16 protein-coding genes and 2 pseudogenes are annotated in these 15459 nt (G+C 71.4%); 8 read left to right on the forward strand and 10 right to left on the reverse strand.

Annotation, left to right across the window (positions count from 1 at the left end; all coding sequences use genetic code 11):
- Positions 1 to 62 precede the first annotated feature (62 nt).
- The 8 genes and pseudogenes from dmpG to IF00_RS0120030 form a co-directional block, all read right to left on the reverse strand.
- A complete protein-coding gene (dmpG, locus tag IF00_RS0119995; RefSeq protein WP_051820501.1) occupies positions 63 to 1127 on the reverse strand; it encodes a 4-hydroxy-2-oxovalerate aldolase in 1065 nt (354 codons plus the stop codon).
- Positions 1124 to 2038 (reverse strand): acetaldehyde dehydrogenase (acetylating), encoded by a 915-nt coding sequence (locus IF00_RS0120000; protein ID WP_030319880.1) that lies wholly within the window; start codon positions 2036 to 2038, stop codon positions 1124 to 1126. The genes dmpG and IF00_RS0120000 overlap by 4 nt, the downstream gene beginning before the upstream one ends.
- Positions 2035 to 3057: an amidohydrolase family protein gene (locus IF00_RS0120005; RefSeq protein WP_030319882.1), complete on the reverse strand. Its 1023-nt coding sequence runs from the start codon at positions 3055 to 3057 to the stop codon at positions 2035 to 2037. Before IF00_RS0120005 ends, IF00_RS0120000 begins: the two co-directional genes overlap by 4 nt.
- Complete coding sequence (locus tag IF00_RS0120010; RefSeq protein WP_030319883.1) at positions 3054 to 3626, reverse strand: 3-hydroxyanthranilate 3,4-dioxygenase; 573 nt, start codon at positions 3624 to 3626, stop codon at positions 3054 to 3056. The genes IF00_RS0120005 and IF00_RS0120010 overlap by 4 nt, the downstream gene beginning before the upstream one ends.
- A 95-nt stretch (positions 3627 to 3721) precedes the next feature.
- A pseudogene (locus IF00_RS0120015) lies at positions 3722 to 4141 on the reverse strand (RidA family protein); the annotation flags it as partial.
- A complete protein-coding gene (locus tag IF00_RS0120020; RefSeq protein ID WP_030319887.1) occupies positions 4138 to 4881 on the reverse strand; it encodes a 2-keto-4-pentenoate hydratase in 744 nt (247 codons plus the stop codon). The gene IF00_RS0120020 and the pseudogene IF00_RS0120015, both read right to left, overlap by 4 nt.
- Positions 4878 to 5705, reverse strand: coding sequence for a 2-keto-4-pentenoate hydratase (locus IF00_RS0120025; RefSeq protein ID WP_037638666.1), 828 nt, complete (start codon positions 5703 to 5705; stop codon positions 4878 to 4880). The genes IF00_RS0120020 and IF00_RS0120025 overlap by 4 nt, the downstream gene beginning before the upstream one ends.
- Positions 5690 to 7102, reverse strand: coding sequence for a 2-hydroxymuconic semialdehyde dehydrogenase (locus tag IF00_RS0120030; protein WP_245234588.1), 1413 nt, complete (start codon positions 7100 to 7102; stop codon positions 5690 to 5692). Before IF00_RS0120030 ends, IF00_RS0120025 begins: the two co-directional genes overlap by 16 nt.
- 183 nt (positions 7103 to 7285) lie before the next feature.
- Between IF00_RS0120030 and IF00_RS0120035 the strand changes: the two genes are divergently transcribed.
- The 5 genes from IF00_RS0120035 to IF00_RS0120055 all read left to right on the forward strand — a co-directional run bounded on the left by IF00_RS0120035 (position 7286) and on the right by IF00_RS0120055 (position 12164).
- Complete coding sequence (locus tag IF00_RS0120035) at positions 7286 to 8212, forward strand: LysR substrate-binding domain-containing protein (RefSeq protein WP_030319892.1); 927 nt, start codon at positions 7286 to 7288, stop codon at positions 8210 to 8212.
- A 101-nt stretch (positions 8213 to 8313) separates the two neighbouring features.
- A complete protein-coding gene (locus tag IF00_RS43915; protein WP_158710502.1) occupies positions 8314 to 8580 on the forward strand; it encodes a peptidoglycan-binding domain-containing protein in 267 nt (88 codons plus the stop codon).
- Between the two features lie 412 nt (positions 8581 to 8992).
- Positions 8993 to 10660 carry a PP2C family protein-serine/threonine phosphatase gene (locus IF00_RS0120045; RefSeq protein WP_051820502.1) on the forward strand — a complete coding sequence of 556 codons (1668 nt, stop codon included), beginning with the start codon at positions 8993 to 8995 and terminating at the stop codon, positions 10658 to 10660.
- On the forward strand, positions 10660 to 11751 hold the full coding sequence (locus tag IF00_RS0120050; protein WP_051820503.1) for a cobalamin B12-binding domain-containing protein: 1092 nt from the start codon (positions 10660 to 10662) through the stop codon (positions 11749 to 11751). Before IF00_RS0120045 ends, IF00_RS0120050 begins: the two co-directional genes overlap by 1 nt.
- Positions 11748 to 12164: an STAS domain-containing protein gene (locus tag IF00_RS0120055; protein ID WP_051820504.1), complete on the forward strand. Its 417-nt coding sequence runs from the start codon at positions 11748 to 11750 to the stop codon at positions 12162 to 12164. Before IF00_RS0120050 ends, IF00_RS0120055 begins: the two co-directional genes overlap by 4 nt.
- Before the next feature lie 263 nt (positions 12165 to 12427).
- On the opposite strand, the gene IF00_RS0120060 is transcribed toward IF00_RS0120055, so the two are convergent.
- Both IF00_RS0120060 and IF00_RS0120065 read right to left on the reverse strand, forming a co-directional pair.
- Positions 12428 to 12961 carry a DUF7822 domain-containing protein gene (locus IF00_RS0120060; protein WP_030319901.1) on the reverse strand — a complete coding sequence of 178 codons (534 nt, stop codon included), beginning with the start codon at positions 12959 to 12961 and terminating at the stop codon, positions 12428 to 12430.
- Positions 12962 to 13104: 143 nt separating this feature from the next.
- On the reverse strand, positions 13105 to 13266 hold the full coding sequence (locus IF00_RS0120065; protein WP_030319903.1) for a hypothetical protein: 162 nt from the start codon (positions 13264 to 13266) through the stop codon (positions 13105 to 13107).
- A gap of 98 nt (positions 13267 to 13364) precedes the next feature.
- On the opposite strand from IF00_RS0120065, the gene IF00_RS0120070 reads away from it, so the two are divergent.
- From IF00_RS0120070 to arr, 3 genes and pseudogenes are all read left to right on the forward strand, one after another.
- Positions 13365 to 13985: a GNAT family N-acetyltransferase gene (locus tag IF00_RS0120070; protein ID WP_245234589.1), complete on the forward strand. Its 621-nt coding sequence runs from the start codon at positions 13365 to 13367 to the stop codon at positions 13983 to 13985.
- A gap of 33 nt (positions 13986 to 14018) precedes the next feature.
- Positions 14019 to 14777 (forward strand): annotated as a pseudogene (locus IF00_RS43230) (FAD-dependent oxidoreductase).
- A gap of 112 nt (positions 14778 to 14889) precedes the next feature.
- Positions 14890 to 15318, forward strand: coding sequence for an NAD(+)--rifampin ADP-ribosyltransferase (arr, locus tag IF00_RS0120085; protein ID WP_030319906.1), 429 nt, complete (start codon positions 14890 to 14892; stop codon positions 15316 to 15318).
- The last annotated feature ends 141 nt before the right edge of the window (positions 15319 to 15459 follow it).

Genomic DNA, 15459 nt, shown 5'->3' on the forward strand with positions numbered 1-15459 from the left:
CGCGGGGCGCCCTGTTCGGTGTCGCGTTGTGAGTTGCGTGGGGTGTTCCGTTCGGCACGAGGTCACTCCTTCGGTGCGAGAGGGGTGGCGGGGAGGGCGGCCGTTGCGGGAGCGGGGGAATCGCGCTCGCGGACGAGGTCCAGCGCGATGTCCGCGAGCAGGTCCTCCTGTCCGCCGACGAGTCGGCGCCGACCGGCCGCCACGAGCAGGTCCCGGGTGTCGAGACCGTGCAGCAGAGCGGTGGCCTCCGCGTGCCGCAGGAAGCTGGAGTACACCCCGGCGTAGCCCAGGGTCAGCGTCTCCCTGTCGACGCGTACGGGCCGGTCCTGCGTCGGCCGTACGAGTTCCTCCGCGGCGTCCATCAACGGGAACAGGTCGCAGCCGTGCTCCCAGCCCATGAGGTCGAAGACCGCCACGGTCGGCTCCAGCGGCGCGTTCCCGGCCCCGGCCCCCTGGCCCGCGAGCGAGGCGTCCACACGGTGGGCGCCCGCCTCCACCGCGGTGACGCTGTTGGCCACGCCCAGGCCGAGGTTGTGGTGGGCGTGGATGCCGATCTCGGTGGCGGGGTCGAGGACGTCGCGGTAGGCGTGGACCCGGTCCCGTACGCCGTCCATGGTGAGCCGGCCGCCGGAGTCCGTGACGTAGACGCAGTGGGCGCCGTACGACTCCATCAGGCGTGCCTGGGCGGCCAGTTCGGCCGGCGCCGCCATGTGGGACATCATGAGGAATCCCGCCACGTCCATTCCCAGCTCCCGGGCCAGGCCGATGTGCTGGGCGGAGATGTCCGCCTCGGTGCAGTGGGTGGCGACGCGCACGGAGGTGACCCCGAGGGCGTGGGCGCGGCGCAGGTCGTCGGCGGTTCCGACACCGGGCAGCAGCAGGGTGGTGAGCCTGGCCCGGTCGAGTACCTCGGCCGCGGCCTCCAGCCATTCCCAGTCGGTGTGCGCGCCGGGGCCGTAGGTGAGGGAGGAGCCGGAGAGGCCGTCGCCGTGGGCGACCTCGACGGCGTCGACTCCGGCGGCCTCCAGGGCTGACGCGATGGTCCGCACCTGGTCGAGGGTGTAGCGGTGCGACACGGCGTGCATGCCGTCGCGAAGGGTGACGTCCTGGACGTAGACCGAGGTCATCGGGCCGGACTCCGTTCGGCCAGGCGCTCGGCGGTGCGCAGCGCGGCGGAGGTCATGATGTCGAGGTTTCCGGCGTAGGCCGGGAGGTAGTGGGCGGCGCCCTCCACCTCCAGGTAGACGGAGACGAGCAGTCGCCCTCCGCCGGCGAGTCGGGTGATCGGGTCGCCGGCGGGCAGCGCGCGGAACTGCGGCTCCTGCTTGAGCCGGTAGCCGGGCACGTAGGCGGCGACGGAGGCGGCCATCGCGTGTACGGAGGCGGCCACCCGCGCCGTGTCGCAGGCGTCGACGACGCAGTGCACGGTGTCGCGCATCAGGAGCGCCGGCTCCGCCGGGTTGAGGACGATGATGGCCTTGCCTCGGGCCGCGCCTCCCACCTGCTCCAGGGCGCGGGCCGTGGTCTCGGTGAACTCGTCGATGTTCGCCCTGGTACCGGGTCCCGCCGACCGCGAGGCGATCGAGGCGACGATCTCGGCGTAGTGCACCGGTGTCGTGGCCGAGACGGCGGCGACGATGGGGACGGTGGCCTGGCCTCCACAGGTGACCATGTTGAGGTTGGGGGCGTCGAGGTGTCGGTCGAGGTTCACGGGCGGGACGACGTAGGGTCCGAGGGCCGCCGGGGTGAGGTCGACGATCTGCTTTCCGTACGGCGCGAGGGCGGCCGCGTTGCGGTGGTGGGCGGCTGCCGAGGTGGCGTCGAAGACGAGGTCGATGTCGTCGAAGTCGTCGAGCGCCAGCAGCCCCGCGACGCCGTCCGCGCTCGTCCGCACCCCGAGCCGGCGGGCCCGTGCGAGTCCCTCCGACTCGGGGTCGATCCCGATCATCGCCGCGGCCGTGACGTTGCCCGCCCCCCGGACGATCTTGATGAGGAGGTCGGTGCCGATGTTGCCCGACCCGATCACGGCTGCCTTCATCGGACGGCCTCCTTCAGCAGCGGGGTGAGCCCGAAGAAGCGGACGGCGTTGCCTCCGAGGACGGCCTCCGTCTCCTCGGGGGTGAGCGTGCTCTCCCGTACCAGGCGGCCGATGTCCTCCTCGCCGAGCGGGAAGGGATGGTCGGAGCCGAGCAGCACCCGTTCCGCGCCCATCACGTCCACGAGCAGGCGCAGTGCCCCCGGGTCGAAGACGGCGGAGTCGACGGAGAAGCGCCGGGTGTAGTGCGAGGGCGGGTGGGGGCTGTCGGCGCGGACCAGGTCTCGGCGGTGCCAGGCGTTGTCGGACCGGCCGAGGAGGTACGGGAAGCTGCCGCCGCCGTGGGCGAAGAGCAGGCGCAGCGAGGCGGGCAGGCGCTCGAAGGCCCCTGAGAGGATGAGCGACAGGATGGTCAGGTGCGTCTCGGATGCCATGCCCGCCAACCAGGCCAGCATGTATCGGGAGTAGCGCCGGCCGGTGGGCAGGTCCCAGGGATGGACGAGGACGGCGGCGTCCTCCTCGGCGCAGTGTGTGAGGAACTCCGCGAGAGCGCCGTGGTCGAGGTCGCGGTCCCCGAGGTGGTTGCCGATGTGGACGCCGTGGAAACCCTGCCGCATCGCCTCGCTGAGCATGGCGCAGGCGGCCTCGGTGTCCTGCAGCGGCACCTGGCACAGGGGGGCCAGCCGGTGCGGGGCGTGCGCGCCGTAGGCGAGGAGCCGGGAGTTGATCGTGCGGCACCAGTCGACGGCGCGCCCGGAGTCCAGTCCGTAGCCGAAGAGCAACGGGGTGCTGGACAGCACCTGGATGTCCACGCCGAGCCGGTCCAGGTCGGCGACGCGCTCGGCCGGGTCCCACAGGGTGCGGCGCACCGGCCGGTATTCGGCGGACCCGGTCATCATCATCCCGGCGTCCGGACCGTCCGTGGTCCGGAGCCAGGGGCCGTCGTCGGAGCCGGTGAGCCGCCGCGATTCGGCGCGGCCGATCTCCGGGAAGACGTGGGCGTGGATGTCGACGACGGTCATGCGCCGCCCGCCTCGTCGCGGCGCGTGCGCGGCCGCAGCTCCTCCGGCCAGTCCTTGCCCGGGTGCGACGCGCCGCAGTCTCCGCAGGTGCGCGCCGCCTCGTTCCCGTAGAACGAGTCGAACACCGGCGGGAGGTCGTCGACGATCGAGGTGAGCTGTACCTCGCTGCGGTGCACCAGGTGGTGGCACTCCATGCAGTACCACTCGAAGGCGTCCCGGCTGCCCTGCGGGCGGGCGAACTCGACGACCAGGCCGACGCTGTCCTCCTCGGGCCTCTGCGGCGAGTGCCGCACGTGCGGCGGGAGGAGGAAGACGTCTCCCTCGCGGATGTGGATGTCGCGCGGCGGGCTCCCCTCCTCGTCCATGACGCGGAGCACCATGTCGCCCTTGAGCTGGTAGAAGAACTCCTCGATCGGGTCGTCGTGGAAGTCGGTGCGGCGGTTGGGGCCGCCGACGACCGTGACCATCAGATCGGCGTCCTGCCAGATCTGGACGTTGCCGACGGGCGGCTTGAGCAGGTGGCGGTGTTCCTCGATCCAGGCGTGGAGGTTGAACGGTCGCATGGTCACGGTCGGGATTCCTTGTTCCGGGAGAGGCGGGCTTCGGTGGTTCGGGGTTCGGTGGGCTGCGCTTCGACGGTTCGCGCTTCGACGGTCCGTGGTTCCGTTTCCCCCTCTTCGCGGTTCCCCGGGATGTGGGCGACGGCGCTGATCTCGATCAAGAGGTGCGGATGGGGAAGCTGGTGGACGGCGACGGTGGTACGGGCCGGGCCGCGCTCGTCGAAGTACTCGGCGTAGACCTCGTTGTAACCGCCGAAGTCGTTCATGCCGACGAGGTACGTGGTGACGGACACCAGGTCCGCCAAGCCGCCGCCCGCCGCGGCCAGCAGTCGCGCGATGTTGTCGAGCACGGCCCGGGTCTGGGCGCGGATGTCGAGGTCCGTCACTCCCATCGCGTCGGCGCTCGCGCCGACGAACGTGCCGTCGGGGCGGCGGGCGCTCGTACCGGAGACGAAGACCAGGTCGCCCGCGCGCCGGAAGTGGGGGAACCGGCCGCGCGGCGGGGCGGCGCCGGGGACGATCACGCGGCCTCCCCGGTGGTGAGGGAGACGGAGCCGAGGCCCGCGACCGTGGCCCGCACGTGCGTGCCGGGGGGCAGGGGCACGGCGGCTGTCGCCGCGCCGGCGAGGATCACCGTGCCGGGTTCCAGCTCACCGGCGAGCCGGGCGGCCGCGGCGAGGGCCCGCAGGGGGTTCCCCAGGATGGCCGCGGTGGAACCGGTCTCGGCCAGGCGCCCGTCGAGCTCCAGCAGGACACCGACGTTGTCCAGGTCACCGGGTGCGCTCCAGGTTCCCAGCGCGTACCCGGCGGCGGAGGTGTTGTCGGCGATCACCTCGGGGAGCGAGAACCGGAAGCCGTGGTAGCGCGAGTCGATGACCTCCAGCGCCGGGGCCACCGCGGCGACCGCCGCCATCGGGTCGCCCCCGGGGCGCAGCGTGTCTCCGAGCAGGAAGGCGACCTCGGGCTCGACCCGGGGATGGATCAGACCGGACGTGTCGACGCGCCCGCCGTCGGGGATCTCCATCCGGTCCGTCAGGCGCCCGTGGATGAGGTCGGAGACGCCCATCTGCCGCATCTTGGCCAGGCTGGTGAAGCCCAGCTTGAAGCCGGTGAGCCGCTCGCCGCGGGCCAGCCGCCGGGCGACCAGCGCCTCCTGGACGGCGTACGCCTCCTCGGTGTCCTTCGGTCCGCCCGCGCCGCCGGACAGCGGGCGGCCTTGGCGCGCCGCCGTGTCGAGTGCCTCGGCCAGTGCCGTGATGTTCATCGGGTGTCTCCCTCCCGTCCGGTGCGGCCGAACGCCGCGCGTACCGAACCGAGGCCGTCGATGCGGGCTTCGAGCACATCGCCGGGCTCCACGGTCGTCATGGGGCCGAGTGCGCCGGTGAGCACGGTGTCCCCGGCCCTCAGCGGATGACCGAGGCGTACGAGCGTGTCCGCCAGCCACACGGCGGCGTGCAGCGGATTCCCCAGACAGGCGGCACCCGCTCCGGTGGACACGGGCTCTCCCTGCCGCTCAAGCACCATGCCGGCGGTCCGCAATTCGAGTTCCCGCAGCGGTACGGGGCGGGTGCCCAGGACGTACGCGCCGCTGGAGGCGTTGTCGGCGATCGTGTCGACGGCCGTGATGTCCCAGTCGCGGATCCGGCTGCCCACGACCTCCACGGCCGGGAGCGCGAACGCGGTCGCTCTGATCACGTCGGCGACGGTGTGCCGCTCGTGGGTGAGGTCGTGCTCGAGGACCAGGGCGACCTCGGCCTCTGCCCGGGCCTGGAGCACCGCCCCCCAGGGGATGTCGGCGCCGTCCGGCACCGCCATGTCGTCGGTGAGGCGGCCGAAGTCCGGCCTGTCGACGCCGAGCTGGGTCTGGACGGCCGCCGAGGTCAGTCCGATCTTCCAGCCTGTGATCCGGCGCCCCTCAGCGCGCCGGCGTTCGCCGAGGACCGTCTGGACGGCGTAGGCGGCCGCCAGGTCGCCGGGGGGCAGCAGTTCGCGGACGGGGGCGCAGGGAACGCCCGTCAGGCGGGCCGTGTCGAGGCGTTCGGCGGCGCTCACCACCGCTTCGTCCACCGTGTTCACAGTTTCACGCACACATTCATCGGTTCGGAGAAGAAGTCGAGGGAGTGGTCGCCGCCCTCGCGGCCTATGCCGGAGGCCTTCACTCCGCCGAAGGGGGTACGGAGGTCGCGCAGGTTCCAGGTGTTGACCCAGGCGATCCCGACGTCGAGGGCCGGCGCGACCCGGTGCGCGCGGCTCACGTCGCCCGTCCACACCGTGGCGGCCAGCCCGTACGGCCCCGTGTTCGCGAGTGACACTGCCTCCACCTCGGTGTCGAACGGCGCCAGGTGGACGACGGGCCCGAAGATCTCCTCCCGTACCACCGGGTGGTCCTCCGGAAGCCCGGCCAGCACGGTCGGCTCCACCCAGAAGCCGCCGTCCCGCTCGTCGGAGAAGCGCGGCGTCCCACCTCCCGCGAGCACGTCGCCGTCGGCCGCGGCCTTGTCGAGGTAGCTCACGACCTTGTCGCGGTGAGCCGCGGAGACCATCGGGCCGTATCCGCTCAGCGCCCGGGCGCCGGCGGCCAGGGCCTCGGCGAACGCGTCGAACACCGGCCGCTCCACGTACACCCGTTCGGTGCACAGGCACACCTGCCCGCTGTGGGTGAACGACGAGCGGAGGGTGCCTGCCACGGCCTGGTCCAGATCCGCGTCGGCGAAGACGAGGCCTGCGTTCTTCCCTCCCAGCTCGAACGAGACGGGGGCCAGTCGCGCGGCGGCGGCCCGCATGATCGTCCCGCCGGTGCGCGACTCGCCGGTGAAGGCGATCGCGTCCACCCCCGGGTGCTCGGTGAGCCACTGCCCCGCGCCGTCCGCGCCACCACCGTGGACGAGGTTGAAGACCCCCGCGGGCACGTCCGCGTCGGCCATCACCTCGGCAAGCAGGCAGGCCGTGCCGGGTGTCAGCTCGGACGGCTTGGCGATCACCGTGTTGCCCGTGGCGAGCGCCGGAGCCACCTTCCAGGTGAGCAGCAGCAGCGGCAGGTTCCACGGCGAGATCACCGCGACGACGCCGAGCGGCTTGTGCACGGTGTAGTTGAGCGCGCCCCGGCCGTCCGGGGTGGTCGTGTGCCAGGACCGCTCACCGCGCCCGGCGAGGAGGTCGGCGTACGAGCGGAAGTTGGCGATCGCACGCGGGATGTCGACCGTCGAGGCGAGCTCGCGGGGCTTGCCCGTGTCGGCGCACTCGGCGGTGACGAACTCCTCGAAACGCCCCTCGATGCCGTCGGCGATCCGGTGCAGGAGTCGCGACCGTTCCGCCGGGCTCCAGGATGCCCACGGGCCGAGTGCCTCCCGCGCCGCACCCACCGCACGGTCGACCAGCTCCCGCGGGGCCGCGGGCGCTTCGCCGACGACGGTGCCACGGGCCGGGTCGACGAGCGGGAACGGGACGCCCGAGGCGTCGAACTCGCCCCCTACGTAATGCCGCACAGGTGAGCGCACCTTGCAGACCTCCGTTGCGTGGCCGGGGATTCGGTTCTGGTCCCCCGGCGTGTGCCGGTATCGTGCACCCACCGAGCCATACCGATCCAATGCCAAACGGCACTCAGCCCATACCGATTCAGGTATGCGTGACTCCGGCTCGGCTGACCGCTCCCGGAAGGAGCCCCGGCGATGGACCTCCTGGACGGCCGGCTGAAGTTCCGGCACCTCACCCTGCTCGTCGCCATCCACGACCACGGCAGCGTGGGGCGTGCGGCCGAGACCCTCCACCTCACCCAACCCGCCGCCACCCGCACGCTCCGCGAACTGGAGGGGGTCGCCGACCTTCCGCTGTTCGTCCGCATGCCGCGCGGCATGCGCGCGACGCTCTACGGAGAGGCGCTCGCGGAGCACGCCCGCGCCGTGATCGCCGAGATGCGTCGGGCCGGGGAACACCTCACCGCGCTGCGCCAGGGCCGGGAGGGCACCGTGACCGTCGGCGCGCTCCTCGCCGGCACGAACGTGCTGCTCCCCCGGGCCATCGCACAGCTGAAGCGCGAACGGCCCCAGGTCACCGTCGTCGTACGGGAGGGCACGCCGGACGCCCTCCAGCCGGCCCTGCTCGCGGGCGAACTGGACGTCATCGTCGGTCGGGTGGGGTCGGCCCCCAAGGAGGGGGACGGACTGCGCCACCGAAGGCTCTACCGGGAACGCATCCGACTCGCCGTCCGGTCCGGTCACCCGCTGCTGGAGACCGCCGGCGCCGCTCTCACCGACACCCTCGACTTCCCCTGGATCCTGCCGGTCGAACAGACCGCCCTGCGCCAGGAGTTGGGCGCCCTCTTCGCCGACCGGGGCCTCGCGCTGCCCGCCGACCGGGTCGAGTGCACGTCGATCCTCACGATGCGCGCGCTGCTCCTGCAGACGGACATGGTGGCGCTGCTGCCCGAGCTGGTCCTGCACGCCGACGAGCAGCTCGCCGCGCTGCCCATCGAACTTCCCTCGGTGGGGCGCACGGTGGGCACCACCGAGGCGGCTCACCGCACCCGCACCCCGGCCCTCCAGGCCCTGCTCCACCACCTCGACCACGAGGCGGCCCTGCTGCGTGAGACGCTCTGAGCACTGCCCCCTCGGTCGGCGGAACAGCGAGTCCTGGCCAGTTCGGCGCACCGGGAGGCGAGGGCGGCCTGCCGCTCCGCCTGCTCCTCACGTTCGGCGGCGTGGCTTGCGATCAGCTCCTCGTAGGGCCTGCGGTCGGTGAAGACGAGGACCTCCAGCGCCGTCTCCGACGGCTCTACCTCTGCTTCGGAGCGACGGACGGCGATTTCGGCCCCTTCCTGGAGGCCGCTCTGAGCAGTTTCCAACGCCTCCACGACATACCGGAGGAGCGAGGCGTGTACGGGCCCACGACGCGCGCCGCCCTTGAGGCCAAGACCGGACGCGGAGGCCGGGGCAGCGGGAGTGGAGGCCGGAGCGGCATCCGGTGAGCGGCGGGGCACGAAGGGCACCGGGAGCAGCCGGCGGACGTCACCGCGCGGCCCCGGGCCGTTCCGCCGCCGCCCGGCCGCCGGAAGGGCCGGACGTCACCGCCGAGGCCCTGCGGGTCAGTCGGCGACGACGCCCTCACCGCCCGGTGCTCCCTGAAAGCGGGATGGCGGCTCAGAACACGGGCGGCTGCCCGGGATTGAAGGCGGGGCGGGACAGTCTTCCCGCCCGTGAACGCGGTAGACCGGTACGGCCGCACCCGGGAGGGGCGGTTTGCGGCGGGTTGTGTGGGGAAGTCGTGCGGACTTCGGTACAACATTGCACGGGGCTGGTGGATGCGAGACGGTTGCGGTAGGAAATCTGTTTCCCAGCGGCAGAGAGGTGGTGGGGTGCGCGCGATGCGTTCCCCTGTTTGTGATCCGTTCCCCGGGTACCCCTGACCGTCCGCACGGTGGTGGCGTTCACGTCAGTACGGCGTGGGCCGAGGCCCCCTACCCCGTTCTCGTCACCGACAGCGTCGGCGACGTCGTCGAAACCAATGAGGCCGCCTCCCATCTGTTCGCCCAGGCGGGCGAGGATGTGTTCGTCGGCTCGCTGCCGGACTGGCTGGCCCAGGCCCACCGGCGGCCGACCCCAGCGGTCGGCCCGCCCGAGAGCGCCTCGGGCACGGTGGCGGGACGCACGTTCGAAGCGCATCCGTCGCCCGGCGAAGACGGGTGTGTGGTGTGGTGGCTGGTGGAGAACACCGATCTGCACCTGGCCCAGCAGGCACTGCAGGGCGAGCGCGAGCGCACCACGATCCTGGCCGACATCTCCAGCGCCCTGTTCTCGTCACTGAACGTCGAACGCTGCACAGAGGTGACCGTACGCATGGCCGCGGACCACCTGGCCAACGCCGCGGTCGTCGTCGCCCCGGCCCAGGGACGTCGCCACAGCCTGACCTACACCCAGGTGGGCGGCGAGGTCGCCCACAAGACGGCGGCGATCGATCCGCGCGCCGTCCCGGGTCTGACGGAGGCTCTGCAAGGTTTCCCCCCGGTGCCCACACGGTGGATCGACCCCGGTGACATCCCCGACTGGGCGGTACCGCCCGGCTTCACCGGTCCGATCGGATCGGTGATCGTCACGCCGCTGCCCGGTTACGGCATGCCCGCCGGCGTGCTCATCCTGCTGCGTTCCAGCACGCACCAGGCCTTCAGCGACGGCGAGGAGGTCTTCGCCCGCCTGTTCGCCGCACGAGCCGGCGCCGCTCTGTCGGCGGCACGGCTGTACGCGGAGCAGGCCTCCATCACGACGACCCTGCTGCGCGAGCTGCTGCCGCCGAAGCTGGAGAGACTTCACGGGGTGGAGTACGCGGGCATCTACCGGGCGGCGAAGGACCACGAACGCGTCGGCGGCGACTTCTACGACGTCCACCCCGGCACCGGCGACTCCAAGGAGACCTTCGTCGTCCTGGGAGACGTGGCGGGCAAGGGCCTGGAAGCAGCCGTCCTGACCGGCAAGATCCGTAGCGTGCTGCACGCGCTGCTGCCGCTGTCCGGAGACCACAAGCATGTCCTGACCCTCCTCAACGACGCCCTCATGAACTCCCACCACACCCGTTTCGCCACCCTGGTCCTGGCCTCCGTACAGCGCCGTCAGGGAGAGGTGCGGATCAGGCTGACCAGCGCCGGCCACCTGCCCCCGCTCATCGTCCGCACCGACGGCCGGGTGGAGGAGGCCGCGACCAGCGGCACTCTCATCGGCGCCCTCCCCGAGATCCATGCACAGAGCACGGAGGTGGTGCTGGCGCCCGGGGAGACCTGCCTGCTCTACACCGACGGAATCACCGAGGCCCGTGGCGGACCTCTGGGGGATCAGCTCTATGGCGAGGAAAGGCTGCGAACGGCTTTGCGTGAGTGCGTACGGATGCCGGCGGAAGCAGTCGTGGAGCGGGTGCAGATGCTGGCCTCGCAGTGGCTCGGCGGCCGCGAGCACGACGACATGGCCACCCTGGCGATCACCACCCCGCTCGGCGGAGGCGGCACACCGCACCTCGTGGGCGAGCACGACGACTCCCGGCCGCACGACAGGGAACAGTGATGACCAGTACGACAACCCCCCACCCCCTGCACGAGCTGTCCGAGCGGCTGTGGGCGGCGGCGATCGACCGGGACGAGCCGGCCGCGATGCGGCTGGTGACGGCCGCGGCCGATGCCGGAGTGGACGCCGAGGCCCTCCTGCTGGATGTCGTCGCCGGCGTGCAGCACAGGATCGGCGTCGAATGGGCCGCCGACCGGATCAGCGTGGCCGCCGAACACGCCGCCAGCGCGATCACCGACCGTGTCCTGGCCGCCCTCGCCCACCACCAGAACCCCCACCCACTCCACCTCCGCACGCGCGGACGTGTGACGGTGGCGTGCGTGGAGGGCGAGTGGCACGTCCTGCCCGCCCGGCTGCTGGCCGAGGTCCTCACCCACCGCGGCTGGCACGTCGACTTCCTCGGCGGACACACCCCCACACCCCATCTGGTCGCCCACGTCCACCAGACCAACCCCACGGCGGTGCTGCTCTCCGCCTCCCTGCCGACCCGACTGCCCACCGCCCACAACGCGATCAGTGCGCTGCAGTCCATCGGAGTCTCCGTCATGGCCGGCGGCGCGGCCTTCGGCGCCGACGGCCGATACGCCCGTCTTCTGCGCGCCGACGCCTGGGCACCCGATGCCCGGGAAGCCGCGGCCCGCCTTGACCAGGGCCTGACCCAGCACCACGCGGGGCGGCGCCAGCAGATCGACGACGACCTCCCCCACCTCACCGACCAGGAGTACACACTGGTCGTCACCCGGCGTACCGCCCTGGTGAAGCAGAGCCTGGCAGCACTGGACGCGCGCTGGCCGGCCATGCGGACCTACAGCACCGCCCAGCGGGAACGCACCGCGGAGGACATCGCCCACATCGTCGACTTCCTCGCCGTCGCCCTCTACGTCGACGACGCCGAGCTGTTCACCGGCTTCACCACCTGGACGGCCGGCATCCTCCACGCCCGTCATGTTCCCGCCGCCGGCCTGCACCTGGGCCTGGAGGTGCTGGCCGGACAGCTGCGCGACTTCCCCCGCACGCTGACCTTCCTCAAGACCGCTACCGAGGCCCTGCAGGCCGGCTCCCATCACACCGGCCCGGGAATCACCGCATGACCCCCTACCTGCCGGCCGACCTCACCGTGACGGTCCACAGCGTCGAGCCGTACTCGCTGTACCTGGCCATCGCGGGAGAGCTCGACTACACCACCACTGCGCAGTTCACGTACGAGGTCAACGAGGCGCTGGACAGCCACCGCGCACAGCAGGGGCCGGTTCTGAAGGACCTGCACCTGGACTGGAGCAGTCTCACCGGCATCGACTCCAGCGCCCTGACCGCCCTCCTCCTCCTGCACCGCCGCGCCCACCCTGAAGGCATCACCCTGCACCTTCATCGTCAGCCCGCTCAGATGACCCGCATACTCGAACTCACCGGTGTGGCCGGCTACCTCACGCAGGACGCCCCCACCGTCCACCCACCTGGTGACTCCACACCGGACGAGCCGACGGAAACGGACGTCACCTCGTGAACACCCACCGGCCGGTGCGCCGCGCTCGCAAGCACGGTGAGCACTGACTGCAGCCCATCCGCCCTCCGTACGGTCCCGCTCGTCGAGCCGCTCGTCATCCGGCCGACGCGGCTGGGCGGCGGCCTTCACAGCGTACGAACGTTCCTGACGCTCGCTCACGCCGGTGCTCCGCGGCGCACCGGCGTGCGGCAGCGCGCAAGTGGCGCGTTGTGGGTGTCCTGGTCATCAGGCCGGGATCGCCTGACACCGGGCCGCACCGCCCGTCAGGCGGGGAAGGAGAAGTAGAGAGCCTCGCTGTAGAAAGACCCGAAGTGCGCTTGCCAGTCGGCTCGGACCGAGGCCAGCCAGTCCTCGTTCTGACCGGCGATCGCGGCCTCGGCCTTGGCGACGGCGTCTGGGATGTCATCGGACGCCAGACGCCGCACACTCGCTGTCGGATCGTCGTCCGTCATCGAGACGATCTCCCCGGTCTCCAGGACGAAGTACTGTGCCTGCTGCTTGTCGAGGTGGGCCGTGGTCCGGGCAACGCATTCGGCGAACTCGGCGTCACTCTCCAAGCCTCTGCCGACCGCCTGCAGAAGGTCGCGGAGCAGGGCCGCCCCCTCGGCGTAGTCCGCGGCGATGCCGATCGGAGGGTTCCAGATCATGGACGGGACGATCGTCGTTCCGCGTCCCACCATGAGTTTGTGCGCGAGCGGGATGTCCCAGTTGTGCTCCGAAATGCAGCGGATCCGCTGGGGGACCTCTGCCTCATTCGGCATCGAGTCTGTGGAGTAGAGATACGAACGATTAGCCATGCTCACGACGCTAACACCGAGCACCGACAACGCCCGTGACTCAGGATCACTTCAAGGGGACGCCGCCTCCCGGACAGGTGCGCCGGCGGCCCGGCCCCTCTGGCGGGGTCGGGCCACCGGCACACGGTACGAGGTCTGTTGGGCTACCAGCGGTACCAGCGGCCGCTGCTGCCCTTCGGGCGGGCGACGAACCCGACAAGCCACAGCACCAGCACCGCGATCGCGACCCACCAGAGGACCTTGACCGCGAATCCGGCACCGAACAGGATCAGAGCGAGCAGAAGAACAAGAAGCAGGGGAACCATCGTTATCAACCTCCGCAACACCGCATGCCCGGCCGCTCTCCGTACATGCATCCGATCCTTGTTCGTCCGTCGACGGCATCGAAGTCCGAGTAGGCGGGGTGGCTGGGGTGCTCACACTGACGGCGATTGCCGATGATCCGCTGGTGTTGACGCGGCGGCTGGTGCTGAAAGGCGGGGCGGAGGTCGTGTTCCGCCCTCTCACCGTGGCCGACGCGGAGCGTCTGTCGGGCTTCCTCGAAGGGCTGTCCCCCGAGTCCAGGCGGTTCAGCACCCACGACGGGCACGATCTCGCGGCCGCCCGCGAGCTGTGTGCCGCGATCGCGCGCTACGACAAGCTCCGGCTGGTACTCGAAGAGGCATCGTCCGACAGGATCGTCGGCCTCCTCGAGTTCAGTCTCGATCTCCACCCCGACGACATCACGCGCTATCAGGAGGCCGGCATCCGCCTCGCGGCGACCGACTGCCGCTTCGGCCCCACGCTGGCCGACGACTTCCAGGGGAAGGGGGTAGGAACACACGTCTTCCCGCTCGTCGCGGACGTCGCACGGCGTCTGGGCAGGAACCGGATCGTTCTGTGGGGCGGCGTGCTCGCCGACAACCCGCGCGCCATCCGCTACTACGAGAAGAACGGCTTCCGCCGAGTCGGCTCCTTCACCGGGGCGGACGGCACTCGGTCGATCGACATGCTCCTGGACCTCGATCTGGTGCCGGGACCGTAGAGATCCACGACGGAGACCACACGGCTGAGCGTCATGCCGGCCGGGCGAGTCCCGCGGCCACGGCATCGAGAACCCGGTCCAGGCCGGTCTCGAGGGCCGGGCGGCCGCCCAGCAGGTCGGACAGCCACGTGTACTGCACCGCCACGGCTGCCCCGTCACCATCCTCGACCGCAACCCCGCCACCCGACATCGGTCCCCCGGCGGCACGCTCGACCTGCCCGAAGGACCGGGCCGGCTCGCGCTGAGCAATGCGGGGCTGCTGACGGAGTTCCAGGCGCTGCTGCGCCCCGAGCGACAGGCCCCCTCGACATCGGTGGGAGGAGCGTGACGGAGGTGGTGCCGGGGGCGGCAGGAGGCAGCAGTAGCCGTCCGTTTCGCCGACGGGCGACAGGCGGCGTTCGACCTCGTGGTCGGCGCGGACGGCGTCCGGTCACGGACACGCCAGGAAGTCTCGCAGGTTGCACCGCACTACGCCGACACCTCCGTCGAATCCGCCCTCGACGACGTCGACACCCGCCACCCCGACCTCTCCCGACGCTCCTGGGCGACGCGGCCCGTCCGAGGGCCCCAGTGGGGGCGGGCACGAACCGCGCGATGCTGGAGGGAGCCGGACTTGCCGAGTCCATCGCCGCCGGCTCTGGGGACCTCGACCAGGCCGTCCGCGCCTTCGAGGAACAGATGTGGGCACGAGCCGGCAAGTGGGCGAAGATCACCACGGCCGGTCCGGAACGCCTCGTCCGCCCGGATCCCGCCGCAGCCCCCGCCCTCTTCGATCGAGTCCAGCCAGCCTGACGGCCCAACACCAGCGCCGGCACCGGGGCGGCGAACCGGTGAACCCGGCCGCGTGGGAGGCGGCTGTTGTGGTTGTCTGTGGACCCAGCACCCCAGGCCGAAGGAGTAGCCGATGAGCAGCGTCCCCGTCCCCTTCCAGGTGTATGAGGAAGGGACGTACCTGCACGGCACGAAGGCGGACCTCGCCGCGGGGGATCTGCTGATTCCCGGCCATGCGTCCAACTTCGAGGAAGGACGCGTGTCGCGGAACGTCTACTTCTCCGAGACCCTGGATGCCGCCGTCTGGGGCGCCGAACTCGCGGCCGGCGACGGCGCCGGGCGGATCTACGTAGTGGAGCCGACCGGCGTTGTGGAAGACGATCCCAACGTCACCGACAAGAAGTTCCCCGGCAACCCGACCCGCTCCTACCGCACGACCGATCCCGTGCGCGTCCTCTCGGAACTCGAAGGCTGGGTCGGTCATTCCCCCGAGCAGATCAAGGCCATGCGGGACGGGCTGGCCGACCTTCGACGCCGCGGCATCGCCACGATCCTGGACTGACAGCCGTCGGCGCCATGAGCGCCCTCGCGTGGAGTGGCTGCCGAGGCCAGAAGCAGGAACGGTCGTACGGATCAGCCGACGGACCGTCGAGGCCGCCGTCGTTCTCCTCATCGGCCGCTTCAGACACAACCGGCCGTCGAC

It is taken from the genome of Streptomyces flavochromogenes (genome assembly GCF_000717595.1).
Classification (GTDB): domain Bacteria; phylum Actinomycetota; class Actinomycetes; order Streptomycetales; family Streptomycetaceae; genus Streptomyces; species Streptomyces flavochromogenes.

Bases quoted from the DNA above. Each gene is read 5' to 3' on its own strand.
- dmpG (WP_051820501.1), bottom strand. From the start codon at position 1,127: ATGACCTCGGTCTACGTCCAGGACGTCACCCTTCGCGACGGCATGCAC.
- IF00_RS0120000 (WP_030319880.1), bottom strand. From the start codon at position 2,038: ATGAAGGCAGCCGTGATCGGGTCGGGCAACATCGGCACCGACCTCCTC.
- IF00_RS0120005 (WP_030319882.1), bottom strand. From the start codon at position 3,057: ATGACCGTCGTCGACATCCACGCCCACGTCTTCCCGGAGATCGGCCGC.
- IF00_RS0120020 (WP_030319887.1), bottom strand. From the start codon at position 4,881: ATGAACATCACGGCACTGGCCGAGGCACTCGACACGGCGGCGCGCCAA.
- IF00_RS0120035 (WP_030319892.1), top strand. From the start codon at position 7,286: ATGGACCTCCTGGACGGCCGGCTGAAGTTCCGGCACCTCACCCTGCTC.
- IF00_RS0120050 (WP_051820503.1), top strand. From the start codon at position 10,660: ATGACCAGTACGACAACCCCCCACCCCCTGCACGAGCTGTCCGAGCGG.
- IF00_RS0120055 (WP_051820504.1), top strand. From the start codon at position 11,748: ATGACCCCCTACCTGCCGGCCGACCTCACCGTGACGGTCCACAGCGTC.
- IF00_RS0120060 (WP_030319901.1), bottom strand. From the start codon at position 12,961: ATGGCTAATCGTTCGTATCTCTACTCCACAGACTCGATGCCGAATGAG.
- IF00_RS0120065 (WP_030319903.1), bottom strand. From the start codon at position 13,266: ATGGTTCCCCTGCTTCTTGTTCTTCTGCTCGCTCTGATCCTGTTCGGT.
- arr (WP_030319906.1), top strand. From the start codon at position 14,890: ATGAGCAGCGTCCCCGTCCCCTTCCAGGTGTATGAGGAAGGGACGTAC.